The organism is Streptomyces sp. DF42 (genome assembly GCF_058267695.1).
The window spans coordinates 7,405,370-7,432,101 of the sequence record NZ_CM177859.1 but is presented as its reverse complement, the minus strand read 5'-3'; the positions used below and the strand labels follow the sequence as shown (position 1 = coordinate 7,432,101).

23 protein-coding genes and 1 pseudogene are annotated in these 26,732 nt (G+C 72.8%); 12 read left to right on the top strand and 12 right to left on the bottom strand.

The window, feature by feature from the left end; all coding sequences use genetic code 11:
* The first annotated feature begins 28 nt into the window (after positions 1–28).
* Together ACYUED_RS34095 and ACYUED_RS34090 are read left to right on the top strand one after the other, a co-directional pair.
* Positions 29–451, top strand: a complete 423-nt coding sequence (locus ACYUED_RS34095; RefSeq protein ID WP_491288440.1) for a DUF742 domain-containing protein — start codon at positions 29–31, stop codon at positions 449–451.
* A complete protein-coding gene (locus tag ACYUED_RS34090; RefSeq protein ID WP_491288439.1) occupies positions 438–1,076 on the top strand; it encodes a GTP-binding protein in 639 nt (212 codons plus the stop codon). The genes ACYUED_RS34095 and ACYUED_RS34090 overlap by 14 nt, the downstream gene beginning before the upstream one ends.
* 70 nt (positions 1,077–1,146) lie before the next feature.
* On the opposite strand, the gene ACYUED_RS34085 is transcribed toward ACYUED_RS34090, so the two are convergent.
* The 3 genes from ACYUED_RS34085 to ACYUED_RS34075 are packed head-to-tail and all read right to left on the bottom strand — an operon-like array spanning position 1,147 to position 3,661.
* Positions 1,147–1,815, bottom strand: coding sequence for an ABC transporter permease (locus tag ACYUED_RS34085; protein ID WP_266523097.1), 669 nt, complete (start codon positions 1,813–1,815; stop codon positions 1,147–1,149).
* The gene (locus ACYUED_RS34080) at positions 1,812–2,534 is read right to left on the bottom strand and encodes an ABC transporter permease (RefSeq protein WP_491288438.1); all 723 of its coding nucleotides are present in this window, start codon (positions 2,532–2,534) and stop codon (positions 1,812–1,814) included. Before ACYUED_RS34080 ends, ACYUED_RS34085 begins: the two co-directional genes overlap by 4 nt.
* Positions 2,531–3,661, bottom strand: coding sequence for an ABC transporter ATP-binding protein (locus ACYUED_RS34075; RefSeq protein ID WP_491294558.1), 1,131 nt, complete (start codon positions 3,659–3,661; stop codon positions 2,531–2,533). The genes ACYUED_RS34080 and ACYUED_RS34075 overlap by 4 nt, the downstream gene beginning before the upstream one ends.
* A 246-nt stretch (positions 3,662–3,907) precedes the next feature.
* On the opposite strand from ACYUED_RS34075, the pseudogene ACYUED_RS34070 reads away from it, so the two are divergent.
* From ACYUED_RS34070 to ACYUED_RS34060, 3 genes and pseudogenes are all read left to right on the top strand, one after another.
* Positions 3,908–4,417: pseudogene (locus ACYUED_RS34070) on the top strand (ABC transporter ATP-binding protein); the annotation flags it as partial.
* A 1-nt stretch (position 4,418) separates the two neighbouring features.
* Positions 4,419–4,901 (top strand): ABC transporter permease, encoded by a 483-nt coding sequence (locus ACYUED_RS34065; RefSeq protein ID WP_491288437.1) that lies wholly within the window; start codon positions 4,419–4,421, stop codon positions 4,899–4,901.
* Positions 4,902–4,984: 83 nt separating this feature from the next.
* Entirely contained in the window at positions 4,985–6,205 is a 1,221-nt protein-coding gene (locus ACYUED_RS34060) for a cytochrome P450 (protein ID WP_491288436.1), read from the top strand.
* Here the strand turns inward: ACYUED_RS34060 and ACYUED_RS34055 are convergent.
* The 4 genes from ACYUED_RS34055 to ACYUED_RS34040 all read right to left on the bottom strand — a co-directional run bounded on the left by ACYUED_RS34055 (position 6,195) and on the right by ACYUED_RS34040 (position 12,271).
* Positions 6,195–9,329: an ATP-binding protein gene (locus ACYUED_RS34055; RefSeq protein WP_491288435.1), complete on the bottom strand. Its 3,135-nt coding sequence runs from the start codon at positions 9,327–9,329 to the stop codon at positions 6,195–6,197. The genes ACYUED_RS34060 and ACYUED_RS34055 overlap by 11 nt on opposite strands.
* Before the next feature lie 111 nt (positions 9,330–9,440).
* Complete coding sequence (locus ACYUED_RS34050) at positions 9,441–10,181, bottom strand: FAD:protein FMN transferase (RefSeq protein ID WP_491288434.1); 741 nt, start codon at positions 10,179–10,181, stop codon at positions 9,441–9,443.
* Positions 10,182–10,185: 4 nt separating this feature from the next.
* Positions 10,186–10,923: an FMN-binding protein gene (locus ACYUED_RS34045; RefSeq protein WP_491288433.1), complete on the bottom strand. Its 738-nt coding sequence runs from the start codon at positions 10,921–10,923 to the stop codon at positions 10,186–10,188.
* Positions 10,924–10,933: 10 nt separating this feature from the next.
* Positions 10,934–12,271 (bottom strand): ferredoxin reductase family protein, encoded by a 1,338-nt coding sequence (locus ACYUED_RS34040; RefSeq protein ID WP_491288432.1) that lies wholly within the window; start codon positions 12,269–12,271, stop codon positions 10,934–10,936.
* 152 nt (positions 12,272–12,423) lie between these two features.
* Here ACYUED_RS34040 and ACYUED_RS34035 point away from each other — a divergent pair, with 152 nt between their 5' ends.
* The 3 genes from ACYUED_RS34035 to ACYUED_RS34025 all read left to right on the top strand — a co-directional run bounded on the left by ACYUED_RS34035 (position 12,424) and on the right by ACYUED_RS34025 (position 15,659).
* On the top strand, positions 12,424–13,113 hold the full coding sequence (locus tag ACYUED_RS34035) for a response regulator transcription factor (RefSeq protein ID WP_491288431.1): 690 nt from the start codon (positions 12,424–12,426) through the stop codon (positions 13,111–13,113).
* Positions 13,110–14,564 carry a sensor histidine kinase gene (locus ACYUED_RS34030; protein WP_491288430.1) on the top strand — a complete coding sequence of 485 codons (1,455 nt, stop codon included), beginning with the start codon at positions 13,110–13,112 and terminating at the stop codon, positions 14,562–14,564. The genes ACYUED_RS34035 and ACYUED_RS34030 overlap by 4 nt, the downstream gene beginning before the upstream one ends.
* Before the next feature lie 93 nt (positions 14,565–14,657).
* The gene (locus ACYUED_RS34025) at positions 14,658–15,659 is read left to right on the top strand and encodes an NAD-dependent epimerase/dehydratase family protein (protein WP_491288429.1); all 1,002 of its coding nucleotides are present in this window, start codon (positions 14,658–14,660) and stop codon (positions 15,657–15,659) included.
* A gap of 31 nt (positions 15,660–15,690) precedes the next feature.
* On the opposite strand, the gene ACYUED_RS34020 is transcribed toward ACYUED_RS34025, so the two are convergent.
* A complete protein-coding gene (locus tag ACYUED_RS34020) occupies positions 15,691–16,803 on the bottom strand; it encodes a sensor histidine kinase (RefSeq protein ID WP_491288428.1) in 1,113 nt (370 codons plus the stop codon).
* 5 nt (positions 16,804–16,808) lie between these two features.
* On the bottom strand, positions 16,809–17,582 hold the full coding sequence (locus ACYUED_RS34015) for a response regulator (protein ID WP_491288427.1): 774 nt from the start codon (positions 17,580–17,582) through the stop codon (positions 16,809–16,811).
* 178 nt (positions 17,583–17,760) lie between these two features.
* On the opposite strand from ACYUED_RS34015, the gene ACYUED_RS34010 reads away from it, so the two are divergent.
* The 3 genes from ACYUED_RS34010 to ACYUED_RS34000 all read left to right on the top strand — a co-directional run bounded on the left by ACYUED_RS34010 (position 17,761) and on the right by ACYUED_RS34000 (position 19,882).
* On the top strand, positions 17,761–18,444 hold the full coding sequence (locus ACYUED_RS34010; protein ID WP_491294556.1) for a glycosyltransferase family 2 protein: 684 nt from the start codon (positions 17,761–17,763) through the stop codon (positions 18,442–18,444).
* Complete coding sequence (locus ACYUED_RS34005) at positions 18,441–19,049, top strand: TIGR04282 family arsenosugar biosynthesis glycosyltransferase (RefSeq protein WP_491288426.1); 609 nt, start codon at positions 18,441–18,443, stop codon at positions 19,047–19,049. Before ACYUED_RS34010 ends, ACYUED_RS34005 begins: the two co-directional genes overlap by 4 nt.
* A 134-nt stretch (positions 19,050–19,183) precedes the next feature.
* Positions 19,184–19,882, top strand: coding sequence for a class I SAM-dependent methyltransferase (locus ACYUED_RS34000; protein ID WP_491294554.1), 699 nt, complete (start codon positions 19,184–19,186; stop codon positions 19,880–19,882).
* 521 nt (positions 19,883–20,403) lie between these two features.
* Here the strand turns inward: ACYUED_RS34000 and ACYUED_RS33995 are convergent.
* Together ACYUED_RS33995 and ACYUED_RS33990 are read right to left on the bottom strand one after the other, a co-directional pair.
* The gene (locus ACYUED_RS33995) at positions 20,404–20,865 is read right to left on the bottom strand and encodes a hypothetical protein (RefSeq protein ID WP_491288425.1); all 462 of its coding nucleotides are present in this window, start codon (positions 20,863–20,865) and stop codon (positions 20,404–20,406) included.
* On the bottom strand, positions 20,865–22,097 hold the full coding sequence (locus tag ACYUED_RS33990) for a molybdopterin-dependent oxidoreductase (protein ID WP_491288424.1): 1,233 nt from the start codon (positions 22,095–22,097) through the stop codon (positions 20,865–20,867). Before ACYUED_RS33990 ends, ACYUED_RS33995 begins: the two co-directional genes overlap by 1 nt.
* A gap of 164 nt (positions 22,098–22,261) precedes the next feature.
* Between ACYUED_RS33990 and ACYUED_RS33985 the strand changes: the two genes are divergently transcribed.
* The gene (locus ACYUED_RS33985) at positions 22,262–23,575 is read left to right on the top strand and encodes a hypothetical protein (protein WP_491294552.1); all 1,314 of its coding nucleotides are present in this window, start codon (positions 22,262–22,264) and stop codon (positions 23,573–23,575) included.
* A 111-nt stretch (positions 23,576–23,686) separates the two neighbouring features.
* Here ACYUED_RS33985 and ACYUED_RS33980 read toward each other — a convergent pair whose 3' ends face one another.
* Positions 23,687–26,599, bottom strand: coding sequence for a SpoIIE family protein phosphatase (locus ACYUED_RS33980; RefSeq protein WP_491288423.1), 2,913 nt, complete (start codon positions 26,597–26,599; stop codon positions 23,687–23,689).
* Positions 26,600–26,732: the final 133 nt, after the last annotated feature.

Sequence of the window (26,732 nt, the reverse complement as noted above, 5' to 3'; positions counted from 1 at the left end):
GGCCCGGTCGAGGAGGAAGACGTAACCCATGGCGGACGGCACCCCACCTCCGGTCCCGGTCCCGGACCCGGTCGGCCCCGCCCCCGCCGTACGGCCCTTCCTGGTCACCGCCGGCCGGGTGGCACCGACGGCGTCCGGCCGGCCGGTGCCGGTCGAGACCCAGGTGGTGGCCACCGCCGAGGGTCTCGCCGTGCTCGACGGGCTCGCCTTCGAGCAGCACGACATCGTCGCCGCCTGCCGGCAGCCGCAGTCCATCGCGGAACTCGCGGCCCGGCTGCGGCTCCACCTCAACGTCGTACGGGTCCTCGCCGAGGACCTGCGGGCCACCGGACATCTGGCGGTGCACGTGCCCGATGCCGGCGTCACGCACGACGCCTCCGTCCTGCGCAGGGTGATCGAGGCCCTGCGCGCCATCCCCGACTCCCAAGGGGTACCGCGTGACTCCGACTGAACCGGCCGGCGCCTCGCCCACGCGCGAACTGACGCGCGCGGGAGGGACCCCCACGGCCGCCCCGGTGGCCGTCGTACCACCGCCGCTGCCGGTGAAAATGGTGATCGCGGGCGGTTTCGGCGTGGGCAAGACCACCACCGTCGGCTCGATCTCCGAGATCGAGCCGCTGACCACCGAAGCCGCCATCACGGAGGTCGCGGCGGGCGTGGACGACCTCAGCCACACCCCGCGGAAGATCACGACGACCGTGGCGATGGACTTCGGCTGCATCACCATCGACCCGACGCTGAAGCTGTACCTGTTCGGCACGCCCGGCCAGGAGCGGTTCGGGTTCATGTGGGACGACATCGTGGAGGGCGCGGTCGGCGGCCTCGTCATCGTGGACACACGCCGCCTCGACGACTGCTATGCCGCCGTCGACTACTTCGAGCACCGGCAGATCCCGTTCGCCGTCGCCGTCAACGCCTTCGACGGGAAGGTCGAGCACGCCCTCGACGAGGTCCGCTGGGCGCTCGACGTCGCCGAGCGCGTCCCGCTGATCGTGTTCGACGCCCGGGAGCGCGGCTCGGTGCGGGACGCCCTGCTCGTCGTGCTGGAACTGGCTCTGGCCCGCACGGAGAGCTGAGGCCGGCCGGTGTGCGAGCGGGCCCGGGGCGGATGGAGGATCCGCCCCGGGCCCGCGGCCTTTGGAGGGGTCAGTTGCCCCGGCGTACCCCCGGCGACACGGTGAACCGCGCCACCGCCCAGAAGAAGCCGAGCGTCACCAGGGCGAGGACGGCCACCAGGGTCGCACCGCCCACCACCTTCTCGTAGTTGCGCTGGTAGAGGCCGTCGACGATGTACCGGCCGAGCCCGCCGAGCGAGACGTACGCGGCGATGGTGGCCGTCGAGACGATCTGGATGGCCGCCGAGCGCAGGCCGCTGAGGATCAGCGGGAGCGCGACCGGCAGTTCGACCTGGAACAGGACCCTCGACTCGGCCATGCCCATGCCCCGGGCCGCGTCCACCGGGGACGGGTCGACGGTGCGCACCGCCTCGTAGGTGGTGACGAGGATCGGCGGGACGGCGAGGACGACCAGCGGGATCATCACCGGGGTCAGGCCGAGCCCGAGCAGCACGAACATCAGCACCAGCAGGCCGAAACTGGGCAGGGCGCGCCCCGCGGTGGCGACGAAGGCCACGGTGTTGCCGCCACGTCCGGTGTGGCCCGTGAGCAGGCCGACCGGCAGGCCGATGGCGGCGGCGATGGCGAGTGCGATCAGCGAGTACTGGACGTGCTCGCGCAGCCGGGTGGGGATGCCGTCGTAGCCGTGCCAGTGGGCGTTCTCGCTGAAGAAGGCGTTGATGAAGTGGAGTACGTTCATCGGACTGCGTCCTCCAGTGCGGCGGCGGCCGGTGCGGGCCGGGCCTCGGGCTCGTCGACAGGGCGGGCCTTGCGGCTGCCGCGCGGCATCCAGGGCGTCACCAGCACCCGGACGAGGACCAGCAGGGCGTCCGCGAGGATCGCGAGGACGGCCGAGCCGATCACCGAGAGCCAGACCAGGCGTGGCTGGTGGTAGATCATGCCGTCGTTGAGGAGGTTGCCGAGTCCGCCCTGGTTGCCGATCAGCATGCCGACGCTGACGAGGGAGATGCTGGAGACGGTCGCGACCCGGAGACCGGCGATGATCGCGGGTGCCGCGATCGGCAACTGGACCTGGAAGTACCGGCGTACGGGGCCGAGGCCCATGGCGGTCGCGGCGTCGAGCGTCTCCTGCGGCACGGACCGGACACCGTCGACGATCGCCGGGACGAACACCACGAGGCTGTAGACGCCCAGCGGGATCATCACGGTCAGCTCGCTCTGGCCGGTGTAGTCGATGAGGACGACGAAGAAGGCCAGCGAGGGGACGGCGTACAGGATCGTCGTCACCCACAGCACCGGCGGGTACAGCCAGCGCAGCCGTACGCACAACTGGGCGATGGGCAGCGCCACCAGAAGCCCGCACACGACCGGGACCAGGGCCAGGCGCAGATGCAGCGCGACCAGGCCCCAGTACGTGTTCTGCAGGTCGCTCGGAATGTGGAAGAAGCCGCCGTTCATCCGGCGACCCTCTCGTCGCTGCGGCCCTGGGCGTGGGCGGTGCGGATCGCCTCGCCGATGGTCTGCTGCGAGACGACGCCGGCGACCCGGCCGTCGTCGCCCACCGCGACGGCCCACCCGGTGGGCGAGAGCACGGCGCAGTCGAGGGCGGCGCGCAGCGACTCCTTGCCGTGCCGGAAGGGCCGTCCGAAGGGCAGGAGCCGCGCGGGGTCGACGGCGCCCGAGGTCAGCGCCGCCGGTTCGCTCCAGCCGAGCGGCTTGCCGGCCACGTCGGTGACGAGCAGGTAGGGCACGTCGTTCGCGCTGCGTTCGGCGATCTGCTCGGCGGTGGCGTCGACGGCCACGATCGGGGTGGTGAGCAGGCCGAGGCCCGCGGAGGAGAAGAAGGAGAGCCGCCGGATGCCGCGGTCCGCGCCGAGGAAGTCCTCCACGAAGTCGTCTGCGGGGTCGGACAGCAGCTCGGCGGGCGGCGCGAACTGGGCGAGGTGACCGCCGGTGCGCATCACGGCGACCATCGTGCCGATCTTCACCGCCTCGTCGATGTCATGCGTGACGAAGACGATGGTCTTGCCCAACTCGTCCTGTATTCGCAGGAGTTCGTCCTGCAGCCCCTTGCGCACCACGGGGTCGACGGCGGAGAACGGCTCGTCCATCAACAGGACCGGCGGATCCGCGGCGAGCGCCCGGGCCACGCCGACGCGCTGCTGTTGACCGCCGGAGAGCTGGTACGGGTACCGCTTGGCGAGCGCGCCGTCGAGCCCGACCCGCTCCATCAGCTCCCGCGCCCTCGACCGCGCCTTGTCCTTGTTCCAGCCGAGCAGCCGGGGCACGGTCGCGATGTTGTCGATGATCGTGCGGTGCTGGAAGAGACCGGCGTTCTGGATGACGTAACCCATCGACCGGCGCAGCGTGTTGACCGGCTGCTGGGTGATGTCCTTGCCGTCGATGGTGATCGTGCCCTCGCTCGGCTCGATCATCCTGTTGATCATGCGCAGCGTCGTCGTCTTGCCGCAGCCCGACGGACCGACGAAGACGGTGATCGAGCGGTCGGGTATCTCCAACGAGAGGTTGTCGACCGCGACCGTACCGTCGGGGTACCGCTTGGTGACTGAATCTATCCGTATCAAAACGCCGAATACCCTTCGGGTGGCAGAGGCCGACCGCACTGTGGCCTCGGTCGCGGGCCGTAGGAGGCAGAGTCTAAACCGCCGAAGTTTCAGGGCCACGAACGGAGCCCGGCTGAATTCGTTCGTCTCCGGACCGTGGCCGGCCTGTGAGTTCCCCCCACCGGGGCATGCGCGGGTTCCACCCGTCGCGCCCGCTGAAACCGCCGTGAAGCCGCCCTGAATCCGGCCCCCGGCACGCTCTGCGACATGAACCCGACGACACCGGCCATCGAAGCCACCGGCCTGACCAAGGCGTACGGCGACAAGGTCGTCCTCGACGGCATCGACCTCAAGGTCCCGCGAGGCACGGTCTTCTCGCTGCTCGGCCCGAACGGCGCCGGCAAGACCACCACCGTCCGGATCCTCTCCACCCTGATCCGCGCCGACGGCGGCACCGCCCGTGTCACCGGGCACGACGTGGCCGCCGAGCCGCAGTCCGTGCGCGCCGCGATCGGGGTCACCGGCCAGTTCTCCGCCGTCGACAACCTGATCACCGGCGAGGAGAACATGGCGCTGATGGCGGACCTGCACCATCTGGACCGGCGTGAGGGCCGGCGCGTCACCGGCGAACTCCTGGAACGCTTCGACCTCGTGGACGCGGCGAAGAAGCCCGCCTCCGCCTACTCCGGCGGCATGCGCCGGCGCCTGGACCTCGCGATGACCCTGGTCGGCTCCCCCGAGGTGATCTTCCTCGACGAGCCGACGACCGGCCTCGACGATGGCGATCTCCCGGGCGTCGATCCTGGTCGGCCATGTGGTCGGCAGCGTCATCCGGACGGCCATCACCCTGGCCCTGGTGACCGCCGTGGCCCTCGCCATCGGCTTCCGCCCCGACGCGAGCCCCGTGGAGTGGCTGGCGGCCTGCGCGCTGCTCGCTCTCTTCGTCCTCGCGCTGACCTGGCTGTCGGTCGCCCTGGGGCTGATCAGCAAGACGCCCGAGGGTGCCAGCAACGCCCCGCTGCCGATCTCGTTCCTGCTGCCCTTCGTCAGCAGCACCTTCGTGCCGGTCGACTCGATGCCGTCCTGGATCCGCTGGTTCGCCGCGTACCAGCCGTTCACCACGGTCATCGAGACCGTGCGCGGGCTGCTGACCGGCACGGGGATCGGGCACAACGGCTGGATGGCGGTGGCGTGGTGCGTGGTGATCGCGGTCCTCGGATTCGTCTGGTCACTGCGCCTGTTCGACCGCGACACCCACTGAACACCCCCACCTGAACACCCCTGCCTGACCTGCCTGACCTGCCTGACCTGCCTGAACATCCCGACCGGAAAAGGGAAGTCGCCATGACAGTCATCCGCCTCACCCCCGAACTCGTCGAGAACCCCACCGGCGCCTACGCCGACCTTCGCTCCCGCCCCGGCCTCGGCCACGTCGTCCTGCCCGGCCTGGACACCCCCGTACGCCTGGTCACCCGGCACGAGGAGGTGAAGGCAGCGCTCACCGAACCGCGCCTGATCCGGGACCGTTCGACCATCGCGGACTCCGAAATGCCGGACCCCCAGGCGGAGTTGCTGACCTCGGGCCTGGAGGGCATCCCCGAGGAGTACGTCCGGTACCTCTCCGGCCACCTGGCCCTCTTCGACGGCGACGAGCACACCCGCCGCCGCTCCCCGCTCACCCGTGTCTTCACCGCCCGCCGGGTGGCCGCGCTCCGCCCCTTCGTGGAGAAGACCGCGCGAGAGCTGATCGAGGCCCTCGCCGAACGCGAACAGGCCGATCTGCTCGGCGAGTTCGCCTATCCGCTGTCCACAGCGGTCATCTGCGCCCTCGTCGGCGTGGACGCGGGGGACCAGGACAAGGTGTGCGGGTGGATCCGGGACTTCGCGTACGGCGACGGCAGCGGTGTCCTCGAAGGGCTCGGCGGTGTCGTCGGGTACACGAAGGACCTGGTCGCCCGGCGCCGTGCCGAGCCCGCGGACGACCTGGTGTCTGCGCTCCTGGCGGACGGCGGCATGACCGACGACGAGATCGTCTCCGTCTTCTTCCTGCTGATCAACACCGGCATCACCCCGCCCGCCCTGTTCCTGGCCCACGCCGTGCTCGCCCTGCTGGACCGCCCCGACCAGCTGGAGAAGCTGCGCGCCGAGCCCGAGCTGCTCGGCCGGGCGGTCCCCGAACTCCTCCGCCACGTCACGCTGGTGCGCATGGGCGCCACGCTGTACGCCACCGAGGACTTCGTGTTCGCCGGCACCCGGCTGAAGACGGGCGAGGCGGTGACGGTGGCGCTGTTCGGCGCGGACCACGACCCGGACACCTACGTAGCCCCAGAACACCTCGACGTGACAAGGGAGTTCGGGCGGGGCGACGGCCACCTGGCCTTCGGGCACGGCCCGCACTACTGCATCGGCGCCGCGCTCGGCCGACTGGTGACGGGCGTCGTCCTCGAGGAGCTTCTCGTACGTCCGTCAGTGGCACCGGAGTTGGCGGTGGACCGCGCCGACGTGCCGTTCGGGCACTGGCCCGGCGACGGCTTCCACCTGCTGAGCCTGCCCGTCAGGCTGTGACCCGCAGCAGGCGGAGGGCAGCCTCCCGCAGCCCCACCGCGTCCAGGGCGGCGTACGTGGACACCGCGTCCTCGTAGGCCGCCCTGTCGGCGTTCCCGGCGTCCTCGCGGGCGCGGGCCGAGGACATCGTGGGCTGGAAGTTGCGCAGGGCACGGAAGCGTTCGGCGAGGGCGGTGAGATGGGCCCCGCGAGCGCCGTCGCCGTCGGCCAGGGCGACCGTGCCCAGGGCCAGCAGCAGCGCGCCGCACACCGGGAAGTCGACGGTCACGTAGTGCGGTGGGCGGGTGAGCAGGGCGGTGAGCCGGGCGGGCAGCGCGGCGGCGAGCGGCGCGACGAGGTCGGTGCGGCCGTGCCGGGCGTGCGCGGTCAGGGCGACCGACTGCAGCTCCAGCACCCAGCCCTCCATGACGAGTTCGTCGCCGAAGACCGGACGCGCGGTGCACTCGAGCCGGTCCAGGGCCCGGCGCCACAGCCCGAGCCCCGTCTCGACGTCGCCGCGCGCGAGGGCGATCTCGGCGCGGGCGCCCAGGTCGGGGGTGAAGGCGTCGGAGGCGCTGCCCTCCGGCTGGTTCCGCAGGGCCTGGGCCAGCCAGTGCTCGGCGGCGTCGAGGTCTCCGATCTGCAGGTTGGCGAGCATCAGACCCCACCGCATGCCGATCGTGTCGCTCCACTCACCGAGACTCTCCAAGGCGTCCAGTGCGCGCTCCATGTGCGTCAGGGCCTCGCCCCCGCGCTCGGTCTGCAGGCACAGTTCGGCGAGGCGGGAGGCGGGCCAGATCCGCAGCAGCGGAATGTCCTCGTCGCCGAGCGCCTCGACCATGCGGCGGGCGGCGCCGAGGGCGAGGTCCGGCCGGTGCCCGCTCTCCCCCACATAGCCGGCGACGCAGTTGGCGACGCCCGCGAGCAACTGCTGTTCGCTGTCGCACAGTTCGGCCAGCGCGTCGTGGTCCGCGAGCACGCGCGGGAAGGCGCACAGCACCGCCGCCATGGCCCGCACCAGCGTGTCCGGCTGCGCGGGAGGCAGCCGGCGCAGGGTGACCAGGGTGCGATCGGCGCCCGGCCCCGCGCCCAGGAACAGGTGGGCGCTCAGCAGGGCGGCGGCGGTGCGGGTCGGCTCGACGTACTCGGGGCCGGGCCGGTAGTGCGACAGGGGCCGGGCGGTGTCCTCGGTGAGGGCGATCATGCGCGGGTAGTTGGTCTCCGTGGTCCACAGGGCGCCGAGTACGGCGGTGACCGTGGCGACGGTGTCGAGGTCCTCGCGGGCGAGCGCCGGCCGCAGCGCGTGGAGGAGGTTGTCCTGCTCGGCGCGGATCAGCTGCCAGGACGCGAAGGGGTCGGTGCCGAAGGGTGCGTCGTGGTGAGTGGCGCCGAACTCCCTTGCCCAGCCCAGGAACCGTTCGGTGACGTCCGCTTCCTCACCGGCCCGTTCCCGGTGGGCGGCGGCGAATTCGCGCACCGTCTCCAGCATGCGGAAGCGGGTGCCGTACGGAGTGTCGGTCACCTTCAGCAGGGACTGGTCGACGAGATCCTCAAGGACCTGCAACGCGTCGAAGCCGCCGACGAGTTGCTCGGCCGCGTCGGCGGTGAAGCCGTCCGGGAAGACGGACAGGGCACGCAAGGCGGACTGCCCCTCCTCGTCGAGGAGGTTCCAGCTCCAGTCGACCACGGCGTGCAGGGTGCGGTGGCGCCGGGGCGCGTCCCGGGGGCCGCCGCGCAGCACCGCGAACCGGTCCTCCAGACGGCGGGCTATCTCGGCGACCGACATCACCCGTACCCGGGCGGCGGCGAGTTCGGTGGCGAGCGGCAGACCGTCGAGGCGGCGGCACAGGGCGGCCACGGTGTCGGCGGGCAGGGCGGCGTCGGGGCGGGCGGCGCGGGCGCGGTGCTCGAACAGCTCGACGGTGGTGGCGAGATCGAGTTCGGGCAGCGGGTAGACGGTCTCCGAGGAGAGGCCCAGCGGGGCGCGGCTGGTGGTGAGGACACGCAGGTCCCTCGTCCGCGACACGAGTGCCTGTACGAGGTCGGCGACGCCCTGGACGACCTGCTCGCAGTTGTCGAGGACCAGCAGCGCGGGCCCGGCGCCGAGCGCGCCCACGATGCCGGCGACCGCGTCGCCGCCTCCCGCGCCGGGTCGCAGGGTCTCGCCGGCGCCCAGCGCCGAGGCGACCTCGGCGGCGACGTCGGCGTCCTGGCGGACGCCCGCGAGCGGCACCAGGTGCACGACGCGCTGCTCGGCGTCGCGGGCGACGGCGCTCGCGAGGCGGGTCTTGCCGAGTCCGCCGGGGCCGACGACCGAGGTGACGCGGGCGCTGTGCAGCAGCCGGGTCACGGCGTCGACGTCGGCGTCCCGGCCGAGCAGGGGGTTGGGCTCGTGCGGGACCCCGCGCCGGACGACCGGTGCCTCGCCGCGGAGCAGTTCCTGGTGGAGTTCCTGGAGGGCGGGGCCGGGGTCGGTGCCGAGTGCGTCGCGCAGGCGGCGGCGATGGGTGTCGTACGTGGTGAGTGCGGCGGACGGGCCGGCGGTGGCCGCCTGGCAGCGCATCAGCTCCAGGAGGAGTTCCTCGTCGTGGGGCTGTACGTCGGCCAGTTCGAGGAGGGGGCCCGCGGCCTCCTCGCGGCGGCCGGTGCGGGCGAGGGCGAGGGCACGGGAGCGGGACAGCACATGGCGGGTGACGGCTCGCTCGGCGCGCAGCCCGGCGACGGGATCGCCGAAGGGGGCAGCTTCGCCGGCGGTGGCGCCGTCCCACAGCGCGAGTCCCTCCTCGGCCTCGGCGAGGGCGCCCGCGTGGTCCCCGGTGCGGGTCTTCTCGGCGGCCGCGGCGGCGAACAGCAGGACGGCACCGGCGTCGACCTGGTCCTCACGCAGGGCGAGCCGGTAACCGGTCGGGGTGCTGGCGATGATCTCGGCGCCCAGCTGCTTACGGGCCCGCGACACCAGGATCTGCAGGGCCTTGGCGGGGTTGGCCGGCTGCTCGTCCGGCCACAGCCCGTCGACCAGCCGCCCGGCAGCGCGCCCTGCCCGCAACTCCCCCGCCAGCAGGGCGAGCAGGCCGCGCAGCCGGGGCGCGGTGATCTCCTGCCCCCGGTGGGAGACGGACGTCAGCAGGGTCAACTCGATGGTCACCGCGCCAGGTTAGGCGAGATCGGCTGCGGTTCGGCAGCGCCCCACAGGGAGCGCGGGGGCCCGCCGCGACGGGGGTTGTCCCCCCGCTCGAACGAAGTCGAGCGGGGGGAGTCAGGCAGCCCTCGCAGACCCCCCGGCCACCGGAAACCCCTCCGTGCGCAGCACTTGCCCTCCGCCGTCCACCGCGAACACCTCGCAGCCCGGCAGTGTGGCGGCCCACTCGATGCCCTTCACGCCCATCGCGAAGGCCGCCGTCGCGACCGAGTCCGCCTCCGTCAGGGTGGCGGCCACGACGGTCAGGCTGAGCAGCGCGGTCGCCGGGAGGCCGGTGCGGCCGTCGATGATGTGGTCGCCGCGTTCGTAGCAGGCGGAGGTCGCCACCGCCCCGTCGGTGAGTTCGAGGACGGTGCACAGCTTGTCGGCGTGTTCGGGGTGCCGTACGCCGACCCGCCAGGGTCCGCCGGCGGCGACCACGTCACCGCCGGCGTTCAGTACGAACCTCTTCGCGCCTGCCGCCTTCAGCAGCTCCGCCGCCCGCTGCACCGACCAGCCCTTGACCACCGCGCAGGGGTCGAGGCGGCGGCCGGGCAGCCGTACGTCGAAGGCGCCGCCCGTCGCGATCCGGTAGTGCTCGCACAGGTCGAGGACCTCGACGAGGTCGTCGCTGAGCTCGTGCGACCCCAGCTCGCCCCGGTCGTAGCGGGACACCTCGCTGTCCGGCTTGAACGGGCTGAAGCGGGCGTCGACCTCGCGCAGCCACGCGAAGACCGCGTCGCCGGCCGACTCCGGAACGTGCTCGTCGTCGACCCTGAGCGAGACAGGGAAGCTCATGACGTGTTCGACGCGGTGCATCGGATCACTCCTCCGAGTCGATCGCCGCCTGGAGGGACTTCTTGTAGGCGTCGCTGATGACGGTCGCGCCGGGCACCGTGTCGATGTCCGCGCTCTGCGCCTCCAGCGTCTCCGCGACCAGCTTCGCCACCACGGCCGTCGCCTGCGGATGGTTCGGCTGCTGCAGCATCTTCACGGCGGTGATCTCGTAGTCGTCGAAGGTCACCTGGACCTGCACAGGGCCCTCGGAGGTGTGCACCGTCGGGCCGGACACGGACTGCCCCGAGTCGTCGGAGGAGGCGGACCCCGAAGAGGACGCGGACCCCGAAGAGGACGCGGAGCCCGAAGAGGACGCGGAGCCCGAAGAGGACGGCGACTTCGAGCTCGCACGGTGCGAGTCGATCACCGCCTGGAGGGACTTCTTGTAGGCGTTGCTGGTGATCGTCGCACCGGACACCGTGTCGATGTCCGCGCTCTGCGCCTTCAGCGTCTCCGCGACCAGCTTCGGCACCGCGGCCGTCGTCTGCGGATGGTTCGGCTGCTGCAGCATCCTCACGGCGGTGATCCTGTCGCCGTCGAAGGTGACCTGGACCTGCACGGGGCCCTTTTCCGTCTTGAGCGTCGGGCCCTTGACGCCGGTGCCTGAGGAGGAACCCGAGGACGAGGAGGCGGAGGGCGTGGTTACGGGAGTCGACGGCACGTAGCGCCAGACGGGGACGAGGCCCGCGATGCTCAGGACGACGACAGGTATGGCTCGCTTCACGATGTCTCTCTCATCCCGCCAGGCTGAAACGCTCGAAGTGGATCTGCTGCTTGGGCACGCCCAGTTCACCGAGGGTCCGCAGCACCGCGTTCATCATCGGCGGCGGCCCGCACAGGAAGACGTCCCGGTCGCCGATGTCCGGCACGAGCCGGCTCAGCTCGCTCGGCGCCAGCTTGTCGGGGACCGACGGGCCGGTGACCAGGTGCAGCTCGGCGCCCTTGGCGAGGGCGAGGTCGCGCAGTTCGTCGTGGAGGACGGCGTCGCGGTCGGAGGAGACCCGGTAGATGACGACCGCGTGGCCCTCCAGGTCCTCCAGCAGGGCGCGGATGGGGGTCACGCCCACGCCGCCCGCGATGAGCACCGACTCTGACTTCGTCCGGTGCAGCGCGGTGAAGGCGCCGTAGGGACCCTCGGCGAACACGCGGGTGCCGACCTTCATGTGCCGCAGGGCGGCGCTGCCCTCGCCGGCCGCCTTGGCGGTGAGGCGCAGGGTGCGTCCGTCGGGGGCGGCGGAGAGGGAGAAGGGGTTCGCCTGCCACCAGCGGTCCCGGGTGAGGAACCGCCACAGGAAGAACTGGCCGGCCTGCGCGGGCAGCCTGTCGAGGTCGCGGCCCGTGATGTGGACCGAGACGACGTTGTCGGACTCGGGGACGATGGCCGAGACCCGGAACTGGTGGCGGGTGTTGCGCCACAGCGGCAGCACGAACCGGCCCACGACGACCGCTCCGAGGGCCACGCCCCACACCCCGTACCAGTACGCCTTCGCGGTGGCCGACGAGGTGAAGGTCGTACCGACCGCGACCTGGTGCGTGAAGGCGAGCAGCACGGCGACGTAGGTGTAGAGGTGGATGAAGTGCCAGGTCTCGTAGGCGAGGCGGCGGCGAGCGTAGCGGGCCGAGACGGCGCCGACGACGAGGATGATGCCGAACGCGACGATCGCGCGGAGCACGCCCTCGGTGGTCTCGGCCAGGTCGACCAGCTCGGTGACCGGGCCGACGCCGGCCCCGTCCGCGTACCCGAAGGTGATGAAGACGACGTGCGCGAGCAGCGTCCACAGCAGGGCGAAACCGGTCCAGCGGTGCCAGGAGGTCAGCCGGTCCATGCCGATGCGGCGGTCGAGCCAGGGCAGCCGGGCGACCAGCACCAGCTGGAAGGCCATGACGAGGGCGCCGTACAGGCCGGCGAGGCGGCCCATGACGATCAGCGCGTTGGAGGCGAAGCCCGCCTGGGCGAAGAAGTAGGCGACCACGGCCGCGTTGGCGGCGAGCACGGCGTAAAGGCCGGTGCGGGCCACCACCCTGGGGCGTATCGCCGTGGGGGGCGCAGGGGGTGATTGGACGGTCGTCACGGACGGCAGCTCCTTGATCGGGTCCTGGGTAACCTGAGCTTGGCGGGCGGGAGCTGTCGAGAACCTGTCGGACTACTTACAAGTCCTTATCGATGTGGCCCGCTGTGAGCCCCCGGCCCGGCCGCGCCGGCCGCGTGACGCACTATGAGCGGGTGGAAAAAGTACGACTCCTCGTCGTGGACGACGACCCGCCCATCGCCGATCTCGTCGCGACCGTCGCCCGCTACGAGGGCTGGCACGCGGCCACCGCGAACTCCGGTGAGGAGGCGCTCAGGCTGGCCGGTGAGTTCAACCCGGACATCGTGGTGCTCGACCTGATGCTGCCCGACCTGGACGGCTTCGGCGTGCTCGACCGGCTGCGGCGCTCCGGGACGATGGTGCCGGTGGTGTTCCTGACCGCGCGGGACGGCGTCGCCGACCGGGTGGCGGGGCTGACCCGGGGCGGCGACGACTACCTCGTCAAGCCGTTCGCGGTGGAGGAGCTGATGGCGCGGCTGCGGACGGTGCTGCGGCGCAGCGCCGGGCCGTCCTTCCAGCGGTCGGTGCTGCGGGTGGCGGACCTGACGATGGACGAGGACACCCGCGAGGTGCGGCGCGGCGACAAGCTGCTCACGCTCACCCCCACCGAGTACGAGGTGCTGCGCTTCCTGATGCGCAAGTCGCCGACCGTGATGACCAAGGCGCAGATCCTCGACCATGTGTGGGAGTACGGCTTCGGGGGCCGCTCGAACGTCGTCGAGCTGGTCGTCAGCCGGCTGCGCCGCAAGCTCGACGACACGGGCGAGCCGCTGATCCAGACGGTACGGGGCTTCGGGTACGTCGTCCGGCAGGCCGCCGAGTGACCGGCCGGCTCCTGCGGTCGTACCGGCGGCTGCGCCTCGGCACCCGGCTGGCGCTGGGTCTCGGAGTGCTCGCCCTGGGGGTGTTCGCGGTCGTCGGCACGGCTCTGACGACCTATATGCGCGACTATCTGTCGCACCAGCTCGACGACCAGCTGGGGCTCGCCCAGGTCGCCCAGTCCAAGAACGTCGCGGAGACCGGCACTCTCCAGGGCAAGAAGTACTGGGGCTGGTACTACGCCGTGTACGACGTGTCGGGCGGCGCCGCCGTGCTCCGCAAGCCCGAGGACAGCAGCGACCTCCCGAAGGACATCGCTCCCCTGACGTCCCTGGCCAGGGCGCAGGCGTCCGCGGACACCGAGATCGTGCGTACCGCGAACCTCACCGGCGACGGCAACTACCGGCTGCGCGCCTGCGAGGTCAAGCCCGGTGTGGTGCTGGTCAGCGGGGCGCCGATGATCGACATCGACGACACGGTACGCCGGCTGATCACGGTGCAGGTGATCGCCTTCGGGCTCGCGCTGCTGGCGCTGGTGGTGTTCGGCCGGCGGCTGCTGCGCCGGGGCCTGAACCCGCTGAGCGACATGGCGTCCACCGCCCACGGCATCACCTCGCACAACCTGACCGAGTCGGCGGCCCGGCTGCCGCTGCGCGCCGACAAGCGGGGCGGCGGCCCGGAGATCGAGGAGCTGCGCATGGCGTTCAACACGATGCTGGAGCACATCGACGACTCCCTCGCCGTGCGCGCGCAGGCCGAGCAGCGGCTGCGGCGGTTCGTGGCGGACGCCTCGCACGAACTCCGTACACCCCTGATGTCCGTACGGGGCTACGCGGACCTCTTCCAGTACGCCGCCGCCAACGCCCCCGAGGAACGCGACAGGCACCTGGCCCGGTTGCGCGCCGAGGCCGCCCGGATGGGCGTGCTCCTGGACGACCTGCTGCTGCTCGCCCGGCTGGACGCGGCGGAGGTGGAGGCCCCGCTGCGGGTGCAGGACGCGGATCTGGTGGAGCTGGTCGGCGAAGCGGCCGCCGCGTTCCGGGCGAGCCATCCGGACCGCCCGCTGACGGTGACGTCCGCCCCGGCCGCGCTGGAACTCCGCGTGGACCCGCATCGCGTCCGGCAGGTCCTGGACAACCTGCTCACCAACGCGGCCGTGCACACTCCGGCCGGAACGCGGGTGTCGATGACGGTCGCGCTGGAGCGGGACACGGCCGTGGTGCGCGTCGAGGACGCCGGGCCCGGCATCCCGCCCGCCGACCGGGAACGGGTCTTCGACCGCTTCTACCGCGTCGACAAGACCCGCAGCCGCGACCGCGGCGGCAGCGGCCTCGGCCTCGCGGTCGCCGGCTCCCTGATCGGCGCCCACGGCGGCACGATCGAGCTGAGCAGTGAGCCGGGATCGACGGTGTTCACGGTGACGCTGCCGCTGCGGGGCGGGGCCCGGGAGAGCTGACGACGCCTGCGGGCTGCCGGGAAGGTCTTACGGACCGGTGACGTGCCGGGCGCGCTGTCTCGTTCCGCCGGTTCCCGGCCCTAGCGTGAACGCATGCGTGTACTGGTCACCGGCGGTGCCGGGTTCATCGGGTCCCAGATCGTGACGGCACTGGCGGCCCGCGGGCACGAGCCCGTCGTCTACGACGTCCGCGCCGATCCGGCATCGGACGTACGCGACCCCGTCTCCGTCCGCGGCGCGCTGTCCGGTGTGGACGCCGTGTGCCACCAGGCGGCGATGGTCGGCCTGGGCGCGGGCTTCGCGGACGCGGCGGAGTACGTGTCGCGCAACGACCTCGGCACCGCCGTGCTGCTCACCGCCATGGCCGGGGCCGGCGTGAGGCGGCTCGTGCTGGCCGGGTCCATGGTGGTGTACGGGGAGGGCCGCTACAGCTGCGCCCGGCACGGGGTCGTACGGCCGGGGCCGCGGGCCGTGGCCGACCTTGACGCGGGCCGGTTCGAACCGCTGTGCCCCGTGTGCGGCGCGGACCTGTCCCCCGGCCTGGTCGCGGAGGACGCCCCGGTCGACCCGCGCAACGTGTACGCGTCGACCAAGCTCGCCCAGGAGCACCTGGCGGCGGCGTGGGCCCGCGCCACGGACGGCTTCGCCGTCTCGCTGCGCTATCACAACGTGTACGGGCCGGGCATGCCCCGCGACACCCCGTACGCCGGCGTCGCCTCCTTCTTCCGCTCGGCGCTGGCCCGCGGCGAGTCCCCGCGGGTTTTCGAGGACGGGCGCCAGCGGCGGGACTTCGTGCATGTACGGGACGTGGCGGCGGCCAACGTGGCGGCGCTGGAGGCGAGTTCGCGCGAGGGCGAGCTCACCACGTACAACACCGGCAGCGGCGAGCCGCACACGGTCGGCGAGATGGCCCACGCGCTGGCGGCGGCGTACGGCGGTCCGGAACCGGTCGTCACCGGCGAGTACCGCCTGGGCGACGTGCGGCACATCACGGCGGACTCGGCGCGGCTGCGGGCGGAGCTCGGGTGGAAGCCGGAGGTGGGCTTCGACGCGGGCATGCGGGAGTTCGCGCAGGCCGGCATGCGAGGGGCGTAGGCCCCCACCTGACCGGTGGTGCTGCCCGCATTCACGAAGCGGCAGCGGGCAGCACCACCTCGAAACGACACCCCCCGGGAACGTTGCGCACCGTGGCCGTGCCCTGGTGGGCCTCCACGATGCCGCGGACGATGGCGAGGCCAAGTCCCGCCCCAGCAGGCGGAGTTCGGGCATGTGTACCCCGCCAACCGGTATCGAAGACGCGAGGCAGATCCTCCTCCGGAATGCCTCCGCAGCCGTCCGTGACGGACACCACGACACCTTCGGGCGAGCGCTCGGCGGCCACCGCGACCGTGCCGTCCGCCGGGGTCCGCCGGATCGCGTTGACCAGCAGATTGCCCAGCACCCGGCTCATCTCCTTGCCGTCCACCTCCACCGGCAACGGCTCGACCCGGTAGCCGACCAGCCGTACGCCGTTCTCGCGCGCCAGCGGGTCGGCGCCCGCCAGCGCGTCGCCGACGAGGTCGTACAGGGAGATCCGGCTCGGGCTCAGCGCCAGCGTTCCCGCGTGGATACGGGAGAGCTCGAAGAGGTCGCCGACCATGCCGTTGAGGCGCTCCACCTCCGTGCGGATCTGCCTGAGGTAGCGGTCGGGGTCGGCGGCGACGCCGTCCTCCAGGGCCTCCGACATCGCGCGCAGGCCGGCCAGCGGAGTGCGCAGGTCGTGGGAGATCCAGGCGACGAGCTCACGGCGGGAGGCCTCCAGGGCGCGTTCGCGCTGCCTGGACTCGGCGAGTTTGGCACTGGTGGCCTCCAACTCGCGGCTCAGGGCGGAGAGTTCGGCGGTCGCGGGGCCGTCGGGTGAGGTGAAGTCGCCGCCCTCGCCGAAGGAGCGGGCGGCGAGGGTGAGGGCACGGCTGCGGGCGGTGACCCAGCGGCCCAGGAGCAGCGCGGTGGCCAGGGAGACCACGGCGGCCATCGCGACGACGGTCGTGACGACCTTCAGGTCGTGCCCGGACAGGAACATGGCCTGCGCGACCGCGAGGGTGCCCGCGAGCATCGCGCAGACGGCGACGGCGGCGACCACGCCGAGGTGCAGGGCGAGCGAGCGGCGCCGGATCAGCAGCAGCACACCGGCGCCGAGCAGCCCGGCCGCGGCGGCGCCGAGGAAGGCGAACAGGGCGATGAGGACGTTGTCGCGCATGGCCGTCACGCCTCCGCTCGGGAGCCGTGTTCGGAGCCGCCTTCGAAGCCGTGTTCCGAGCCGCCGCCGGAGCCGCCTTCGGAGCCGTCGAAGCGGTAGCCGACGCCCCACACGGTCTGGATGAGACGGGGTCTGCCCGGGTCGTCCTCGACCTTGCCCCGCAGCCGGCGCACATGGACGGTGACGGTCGACAGGTCGCCGAAGTCCCAGCCCCACACCTCGCGCATCAGGTCCTCGCGGCTGAAGACACGGCCGGGATGGCGCAGGAAGAAGGCGAGGAGGTCGAACTCCCGGATGGTGAGCGCGAGTTCGGATCCCCCTTTGAGGGCGCGGCGGGCCGTCGGATCCACCGAGAGGCCGGCGACGCCGAGGACCTTCGCCGGCTGGGCCGGGCGGGTGCGGCGTAGTACGGACTCGACGCGCAGGACCAGTTCGCGCGGGCTGAACGGCTTGGTGACGTAGTCGTCGGCGCCGACCTCCAGGCCGAGGATGCGGTCGTCCTCGTCGCCGCGCGCGGTGAGCATGATGACCGGCACGGGCCCGCGTCCCCGTATCCGCCGGCACACCTCCAGGCCGTCCATGCCGGGCAGCATCAGGTCCAGGACGACGAGGTCCGGCCAGTGCGCCGCGGCCCGGGCGAGCGCCTCGGGCCCGTCACCCGCCCGGTCGACGACGTATCCGGCCCGGTCGAGGTATCCGGTGACGACCTCGGCGACGGTGGGGTCGTCGTCGACGACGAGCACCCGGGCCCCGGTCTGTCCGTACTGCTGATGGTCCATGGAGCAAGCCTCGCACCGCGCACGCGCGAGCGCCGCCGTCGGCCCCTGACGTCCGTGTTTCGTAAGAAGCCAGTGTCCGGTTTGCCCATTTCGCGCTCGTAGGGTGAGAGCCGTGACGACCCCTTCCGACGAATCTGACGAAGACGTATCCGAGGTGCGGGAACCGGTCGCGGCGTCCGTGGACGTCGTGCTCCCCTGTCTCGACGAGGCCGAGGCCCTCCCCCGGGTGCTGGCACGCATCCCGGCCGGCTGGCGCGCGCTCGTCGTGGACAACGGCTCCACCGACGGCTCGGCGGACATCGCCCGCGCCCTCGGCGCGAGCGTGGTGCACGAGGAGCGGCGCGGCTTCGGTGCCGCCTGCCATGCCGGCCTGACCGCGGCCACGGCGGACATCGTCTGCTTCTGCGACTGCGACGCCTCGCTCGACCCGGCCGACCTGGTGCCCTTCGTGCGCCGGATCGCCGCCGGTGAGGCGGACCTGGTGCTCGGCCGCCGCCGCCCGCGGTCCCGCGGTGCCTGGCCGCCGCACGCCCGCGCCGGCAACCTCGCCGTGACCCGCCTCCTGCGCCGCCGCTCCGGCCTGCGCCTGCGCGACCTCGGCCCCCTGCGCGCCGCCCGCCGCGAGCCCCTGCTCGCCCTCGGCCTCTCGGACCGGCGCAGCGGCTATCCCCTGCAAATGGTCGTCCGCGCGGCCGACGCGGGCTGGCGCATCGCCGAGTACGACGTGCCGTACCGGCCGCGCGCGGGCGCCTCCAAGGTGACCGGCACCTGGCGCGGGACGTGGCAGGCGGTGCGGGACATGAGCCGGGTGCTGGCCGAGCCGCCCGTGGATCTGCCGGTGCGGGAAGGAGCCCGCCCATGACCACGCTCCTGGTCATCGCGAAGGAGCCCGTGCCCGGGAGGGTGAAGACCCGGCTGACACCGCCGTTCAGCCCGCGAGAGGCGGCCGCGCTCGCCGAGGCGGCTCTCGCGGACACCCTGGACGTCGTGGCGCGGACCCCCGCACACCGCCGTGTGCTGGTCCTTGAGGGCGCTCCGGGCCCCTGGCTGCCGTCCGGCTTCGAGGTCGTACGGCAGTGCCCGGGCGGGCTCGACGAACGGCTGGCCGCCGCCTTCGCGAGCTGCGTCGGCCCGTCCCTCCTCATCGGCATGGACACCCCGCAGGTGACTCCCGACCTCCTCACCGTCGACTTCGCCGACTGCGACGCCTGGTTCGGCCCCGCGCAGGACGGCGGCTTCTGGGCTCTCGGGCTGGCCGAGCCCGACCCTTCGCTCCTGCTCGGCGTCCCGATGTCCACGCCCCACACGGGCGCCGTCCAACGGGCCCGCCTCGCGGGCCTGCGGGTACGGGACCTGCCCTGCCTGCGCGACGTGGACACCGCACAGGACGCCGAACTCGTCGCCGGTGCCGCACCGTCAGGACGCTTCGCAGCGACCCTGGCACAGCTCACGACGGCGGCCCGGTGAGCGGCGCGAGGCGTGGTGCGTCGGAGGTGACGACGTTGATCGGCCGGCAGCCGGGCGCCGGCACCTTCACATCCGTCGGCGCCGACACCCTCACCGACGACGGCACCTGGTCCGCGGACCCCTACGCCCATGCCCTGCGCACCGGCCGGGGCCCGCTGTTCCTGCGGCGCGCCGACGGGTGGTTGCTGCTCCTGGAGGTCGAGCGTTGGTGCTCCGAGGCCGACGCGGTGGACCTGGAAGTGGTACGGCGCTGCGAGGGCGCGGTGCTGGACGTCGGCTGCGGGCCGGGCCGCCTGGTCGCGGCACTCGGCGCGCGCGGTTGGCCGGTGCTCGGCATCGACGTGAGTGAGGAGGCCGTCGCGCGCACGATCGGGCTGGGCGGGCAGGCACTGCGGCGCTCCGTCTTCGAGGCGCTGCCCGCCGAGGGCCGCTGGGGCACCGCGCTCCTGCTCGACGGCAACCTCGGCATCGGCGGCGACCCGCGCGCCCTGCTCGCCAGGATGGCCCAACTCCTGTCCTCCGGCGGCCTGTTGATCGTGGAGACGGTTCCCGGGCCGGACATCGACGAGCGGGTCCGGGTGCGTGTCACCGATGCGCGAGGGGCCGTCGGCAGCCCCTTCCCCTGGGCCAGGCTCGGCACGCCCGCCCTGTTGCGGCACGCGCGCCGTGCGGGCTGGCGCGCCGTCGATCAGTGGACCACCGGCGGCCGCTGCTTCGTCGCCCTACGCAACCGCACCACCAACAACAGCGCCGAACCACCGAAAAGCACAGCCGACACCAACAGCCAACGGGCGAGGAAACCATCGGCGGGCAGACCCGCCACGGACACCTAGCACGCCGTCACCCGGACCAGGCCCAGCACGCCCGCCCCGCCGCGGCACACACACCGCGCGGGCCGGCGCGCCGTCGATCAGTGGACCACCGGCGGCCGCTGCTTCGTCGCCCTACGCAACCGCACCACCAACAACAGCGCCGAACCACCGAAAAGCACAGCCGACACCAACAGCCAACGGGCGAGGAAACCATCGGCGGGCAGACCCGTCACGGACACCTAGCACGCCGTCACCCGGACCAGGCCCAGCACGCCCGCCCCGCCGCGGCACACACACCGCGCGGGCCGGCGCGCCGTCGATCAGTGGACCACCGGCGGCCGCTGCTTCGTCGCCCTACGCAACCGCACCACCAACAACAGCGCCGAACCACCGAAAAGCACAGCCGACACCAACAGCCAACGGGCGAGGAAACCATCGGCGGGCAGACCCGTCACGGACACCTAGCACGCCGTCACCCGGACCAGGCCCAGCACGCCCGCCCCGCCGCGGCACACACACCGCGCGGGCCGGCGCGCCGTCGATCAGTGGACCACCGGCGGCCGCTGCTTCGTCGCCCTACGCAACCGCACCACCAACAACAGCGCCGAACCACCGAAAAGCACAGCCGACACCAACAGCCAACGGGCGAGGAACCCGTCGGCGGGCAGGCCCGTCGCGGACACGTAGCGCGTCGTCACCTGCCCGCTGATCAGCGGGAACCAGACCAGGAGGAGCAGCAGCGACAGCGCGGCCGGCACGCGGACGTACCCCACCCACCTGCGCCGCGGGCCGGCCGCCTTCACCAGTGCGCGGTCCGCCGCCGCGTACAGCGGCAGCAGCACCAGGTCGTGGATCAGCGCCGCCCCCACGAACCACAGGGCCACCTCGAACCAGTCCCCCGCGAGCAGTCGCACTCCCGCGTATCCGGCGAGCGCGAACGAGCAGGCGAGCAGCAGTAGTTGGAGCGGGCTGCCGACAGGTGGCAGGAAGCCGGGGCGCCTCATCACAGGTCTCCGAAGGTCAGTGCGGCCACCCACTTGGTGTTGAGCACGCCGGGTGCCGCGGGCACGATGATCCGCGCGGGGTGACCGTGGTCGGGCGTCAGGTCCTCGCCGTTGACGAACAGGGCGAGCAGGGAGAGCGGGTCGGCGACCTGGTTGGCGCGCAGGGCGGCCCGGCGGAAGGCGCCGTGCCGTTGCAGCGACTCCACGAACACGTCGGGCGGGTCCCCGTCGTGGCCGACGAGGGCCGCGAGGTCCCGCAGCCGTACGCCGCGCCACCACTGGTCGGAGGTCGACCACCCCTCGACGCAGGCGATGGGCAACGCCGAGCTGTGCAAGGGGAGTCGGAGAAGTTCGGCGCGGCTGAGCCGGACGGTTCCGGAGCGTCCCGTCACCACCAGGCGCCAGGCCTCCTCGCTCCTGTCGGCGGCGGTGATGCCGGCGTATGCGGCGGTCTTGTTGATCTGGAAGCCGCCGGGGCCGCTGCCGGGATCGGCGCCGCCGTGCGGGGCCAGCACGGCGGTCCGGCGCAGCCCGTCGAAGTCCTGCCCGGCCGTCGTGGCCAACAGCAGCAGCGAGCCGCCCCCGACCAGCCCGAGGGCGCCCCGCCGGGAGACGGTGGGCGGGTCGGGGTCCGGGGAGACCAACTCGCTCCGTTCCTCGTGCAGTTGACGCACGTTGCGCCAAGCCGTCGGCATCTTCAGCACGGCGTGCGCGAGGAACGCGGCGAAGAAGACCCAGGCGCCGTAGAAGTGCAGCGGGTAGAAGGAGCCGGGGAAGACGTAGTCGAGCTGGACGTTCAGCACGCCGGTGACGAACTCGAACAGGCCGCCGCCGACCAGCAGCAGCAGTGAGATCCGCTCCAGGGCGTGGGCGAGGGAACGGGCGGGCGGCAACGTGAACAGCTTGGGCACGACCGACCACAGCTTGGCCAGCAGGACGGGGATCAACGTGATCCCGAGGGTGACATGGGTGCCCTGGGTGAGCCGGTACAGCCAGTGCGGGTCGGTCGGCCAGGAGAACAGGTAGAAGCCGAGGACGCCCTTGTCCGGGGTCTTGTCGTTCACCGGCGACAGGTCCGGGTTGTAGGCGGCGTACGACAGCAGTCCCGTCACGAACAGCACGGTGATCCCACCGAGCAGGACGATGCCGAGCACCGACGTGAACCAGGGGCCACGCAGCGGGCTGCGCCAGAAGGAGGGCGAGAAGGGGGACGAGAAAGGGGGCCGTCGCATGCTCCGACGGTAAGTCCGGACCGCCCCGCGAACGGGTCTGCGAACCATGACGAAACTCTGACGTCCGCGCATGTCAGCCGTCCGGGGCAGCCTGCCCCGCCTAGCGTTTCGGCGTGACCAGTGAGCCCCTCCGCGAGCCCCTTTGCGAGCCCCAATGCACGCCTCTGCGCGAGACCCTTCGTGACCTGTACGCGGCCGTCGCCGCCGCCCTGCTCGTCGCGACGGCCGTAGTCGTCGGCTCCGGCATCGAGCACCGCGACGGCACACTGCGGGTCGCCTGGCCCCCGCTGCTGGCGACCTGGGAGCCGCACGTCGGTCCCGGCACCCCGGCCGCGCTCGCCGTCGCGGCCGCCGTGGTCGCGTACGGCCCCGCCGTCGCGGCCCGTCTGTCCTGGCGCCCGCTGCTCCTCGCCACCTGGGGGGCGGCGGCGGCCTGGACGTGGTCCCTCGCCCTGGTCGACGGCTGGTACCGGGGCATCGCCGAGCAGCTGACGACCAGGAGCGAGTACCTCCCCGTCGTCGACCGCTTCCACGACATCGCCGCCGCCCTGCGGGACTTCAACCAGCACATCCTGATCGACTCCCCCGCCAACTGGCCCGCGCACGTAGCCGGCCATCCCCCGGGTGCCACCCTCACCTTCGTCCTCCTCGACAGGGCCGGGCTGGGCGGCGGTGGCTGGGCGGGCGCCTTCGTCATCACGGTCGGCACGACCGCGACGGCCGCGGTCCTCATCGCCGTACGGGCACTCGCCGACGAGAGGCTCGCCCGGCGCGCGGCCCCCTTCCTCGTCCTGGCCCCGGCGGCGGTGTGGGTGGGGACCTCCGCCGACGGCTACTTCGCGGCGGTCGCCGCCTGGTCGGTCGCTTTCCTCGCCCTGGCGGTGACGGGCCGCCGGCCCCGCCGCACGGCGCTCGCCTCGGGCCTCCTCCTCGGCCTGACCGCCTACCTCTCCTACGGCCTCACCCTCTTCGCCCTGATCGCCGCCGCGGTCCTCCTCCTGGGTTCCCGGCGCGCCCGCCCGCTCCCCTTCCTGCTCGCCGGGCTCGCCGTCGTGCCGGTCGTGTTCACCACGCTGGGCTTCGACTGGTGGGAGGCGTACCGGCTGCTCGTCACCCGCTACCGCCAGGGGGCGGGCGGGGTGCGGCCGTACGGCTACTGGGTGTGGGCGAACCTTGCCTGCACGGTGTTCATCGTCGGCCCGGCGACGGCCGCGGGACTGCGCCGCACGGGGGTGGCTCTCACGCGTCGCGCCCCGGCGCCCGCCCTCCGCCTCGCCGTCCTCGTGGCCGCCGCGCTGCTCGCCCTTCTCGTCGCCGACGTGTCCGGCATGAGCAAGGCGGAGACGGAGCGCATCTGGCTGCCGTTCGCGATGTGGCTGCTGCCCAGCTGCGCCTTTCTGACGGGGGCGCGCGGCTGGCTGGCAGCACAGGCAGCCCTTGCCCTCCTCGTCAACCACCTGCTGCTGACGGGCTGGTGACCGAGCGGCGCCCCAAAGGGGCGCGGGGCCGTAGCGACATGCGGCTCCGCCGCGTGGGCGCGACCAGCCCCCACCGGCCCGCGGATTCATCACCCTGCTTTGGGCGGAGCGTCACGGCAGCGGCTGTTCCGCCCAGATGACCTTGCCGTAGGGCGTGTACCGCGTGCCCCAGCGCTCCGTGAGCTGGGCGACCAGGAACAGGCCACGACCGCCCTCGTCCTCCGTGCGGGCGCGGCGCAGGCGGGGCGAGGTGCTGCTGCCGTCGGAGACCTCGCAGATGAGGGCGCGGTCCCGCATCAGGCGCAGTTGCACGGGTCCGGTGGCGTGGCGGATGGCGTTGGTGACGAGTTCGCTGGCGACCAGTTCGGTGGTGAAGGCGAGGTCGTCGAGCTTCCAGGCGTGCAGCTGCCCGGTGACCGCGGTGCGGGCGCGGGAGACGACCGCCGGATCGCTGGGCAGGTCCCACTGGGCGACCCGGTCCGGGCCGAGGACATGGGTGCGGGCGACGAGCAGGGCCACGTCGTCGCTCGGCCGGGACGGCAGCAGCGCGTCGAGCACCGCCTCGCAGGTGTCCTCAGGGGCCCGGCCGGCGACGGCCAGGACGGTACGGAGCCGGTCCAGGCCGGAGTCGATGTCGCGCAGCCGGTCCTCGACCAACCCGTCGGTGTAGAGCACCAGTTGGCTGCCCTCGGCCAGTTCCAGCTCGACGGTCTCGAAGGGCATGCCGCCCAGGCCCAGGGGCTGACCGGCGGGCAGGTCGACGAACTCGACGGTGCCGTCCGGCGCGACGACCGCGGGCAGGGGGTGCCCGGCGCGGGTGAGGGAGCAGCGCCGGGACACCGGATCGTAGACGGCGTAGAGGCAGGTCGCTCCGACTATGCCGGAGTCGGCCTGGGCGCTCTCCACCTCCCAGCCCTCACCCCGGTCGAGGCGCCCGACCAGGTCGTCGAGGTGGGCGAGGAGGTCGTCCGGGGGCAGGTCGAGGGCACAGAAGTTGTGTACGGCGGTGCGCAGCCGGCCCATGGTCGCGGCGGCGTGCAGGCCGTGCCCGACGACGTCGCCGACGACCAGCGCCACCCGGGCGCCGGACAGCGGGATGACGTCGAACCAGTCGCCGCCGACGCCGGCCTGCGCGGGCAGATAGCGGTAGGCGACCTCGACGGCGCTCTGCTCGGGACGGCCCTTCGGCAGCAGGCTGCGCTGCAGGGCGAGTGCGGTGTTGTGCTCGCGGGTGTAGCGGCGGGCGTTGTCGATGCAGGTCGCCGCGCGAAGGACGAGTTCCTGGGCGAGGGAGAGGTCGTCGTCCTCGAAGGGGGCGGGATTCTCGGAGCGGTAGAAGCTGACCACGCCGAGCGTGGTGCCGCGCGCCCGCAGCGGCACGGTGATCAGGGAGTGGACGCCCGCCGCGAGCACCCGTGTCAGTCGCGGGTCCTGTGCGAGCCAGCCGTCCGCCTCGCTCAGGGCGGGTTCCATGATGGACTGCCCGGTCTCCAGGCAGCGGGCCTGCGGCGTGGAGGGGACGTACTCGACGGTGTCGCCGACGTCGTACAGATGGTGGGGCTGCTTGCGTACGGCGTGGATGGCGACCCGGCGCAGCGCACTCCGCCCGCCGAGTGCCTCCGGCTCCTCGCCGCGCAGCACCGCGTCGGGCAGGTCGACGGCGGCGAAGTCCGCGAACCGCGGAACGGTCACCTCGGCCAGCTCCTCCGCCGTGCGTGCCACGTCGAGGGTGGTGCCGATCCGGATGCCCGCCTCGTGCAGCAACTCCAGTCGCCTGCGCGCGAGTACGACCAGCCGCCCGACACCGGGCTCACCGACGAGCAGCAGCCGGCTCTCGGCCCCGTCGAGGACGTCCCCGACGGTTTCGGCGTGCGATGCCAGTGGAGGGGGAGGCATGGGGACCATGGTTCGTACGACGATGGGGGGCGGAGTCGGCGGGGCGGGCGCCGTCGGCGCGTCCCGGACCGATCCGGTCGGCACGGGTGCGGCGGCCCTCGGCCCGGTCCCGGTACTGGAGCCCACCGCCGAGGGCGCACCCGCTGCGGCGACCGGCCCTGTGCCCGGCGGCGAAGTCGGCAGTCCGAGGCCGCTCAGCCGCGGTCCGCCCAGGATGCGCGCCTCCACCGCGACGCCGGCCTCCCCCGCCGCGCCCATGACCTGACGCCGCAGCAGCGTGGCGACTCGGCCGCCGGACAGCGGCACCTCGTCGAGGGTGCGGTCCGGCGAGGCGATGAGTTCCTCGGCCCGTTCCCGCAGCAGGGCCAGGTCGATCCGGCCGAGGCCGTCGCCGTCGTGCCCGCTGCCGTGGCCCTGCGCCGGCCGGCCCGGCGACCGTGGCGTACCGCCCGCGTCGGGGCCGGCCCGACGGTAGGCGGCCAGGAGTGCCCGTTCCCGTTCCGTGGCCTGGTCGAGGAGCCTGCCCTCGATGTCCCGGGCGGCCGTGCGGACCAGTCGCAGCATCGCGGGGTCGCCGTGATCGCGCAGGCAGGTGAGGTCGAGGACGGCCTCGATGCACCCGCTCAGCGGGTCCCGCACGGGCGAGCCCGCGCAGGCGAACGGTTGCAGGCAGTCGGCGAAGTGCTCACGGCCGACGACGTAGACGGGGACGCGTGCGGCGAGCGCGGTGCCCACGCCGTTGGTGCCGGCCACCGGTTCGGAGGCGTCGAATCCCGGGGCGAAGTTGACCTGGTCGAGTCGGTTCTGCAGCGCCGGGTCGCCGCCGAGACGCTGGATCATGCGGCCCCGCGCGTCGCACAGCGCGATCGCCGTGCCCATGTCGGCCAGGGAGGCGGCGAGTTTGTCCAGGACCGGGTCGGCGGCTCGCTGGAACCGTTCGTCCAGGGTCAGGCCCGCTTCGTAGGGGAGCAGCAGATGGTGCGGCTGGAGCCCGACGGAACGGCAGCGCTTCCAGGACTCGAGCACCGGGCCACGGACGTCCGCCTCGACTCGCGCACCGGCCAGAAACCGTTCGTGGGCATCGACCAATCCGCCGATGTCGTCCCAGGCGACGGACAACGAGATCACTTCCCTCACCTGGAGCAGGCCCGGTCGCGGGCCGCCGTTCGGCCCGCCCGGGCGGTGTTCTCCAGGCTTTTTCACCCTAGACCCGCTGTGACCCACACCACAACATCGAACACATGTCGGGCGGCGTCGGGTC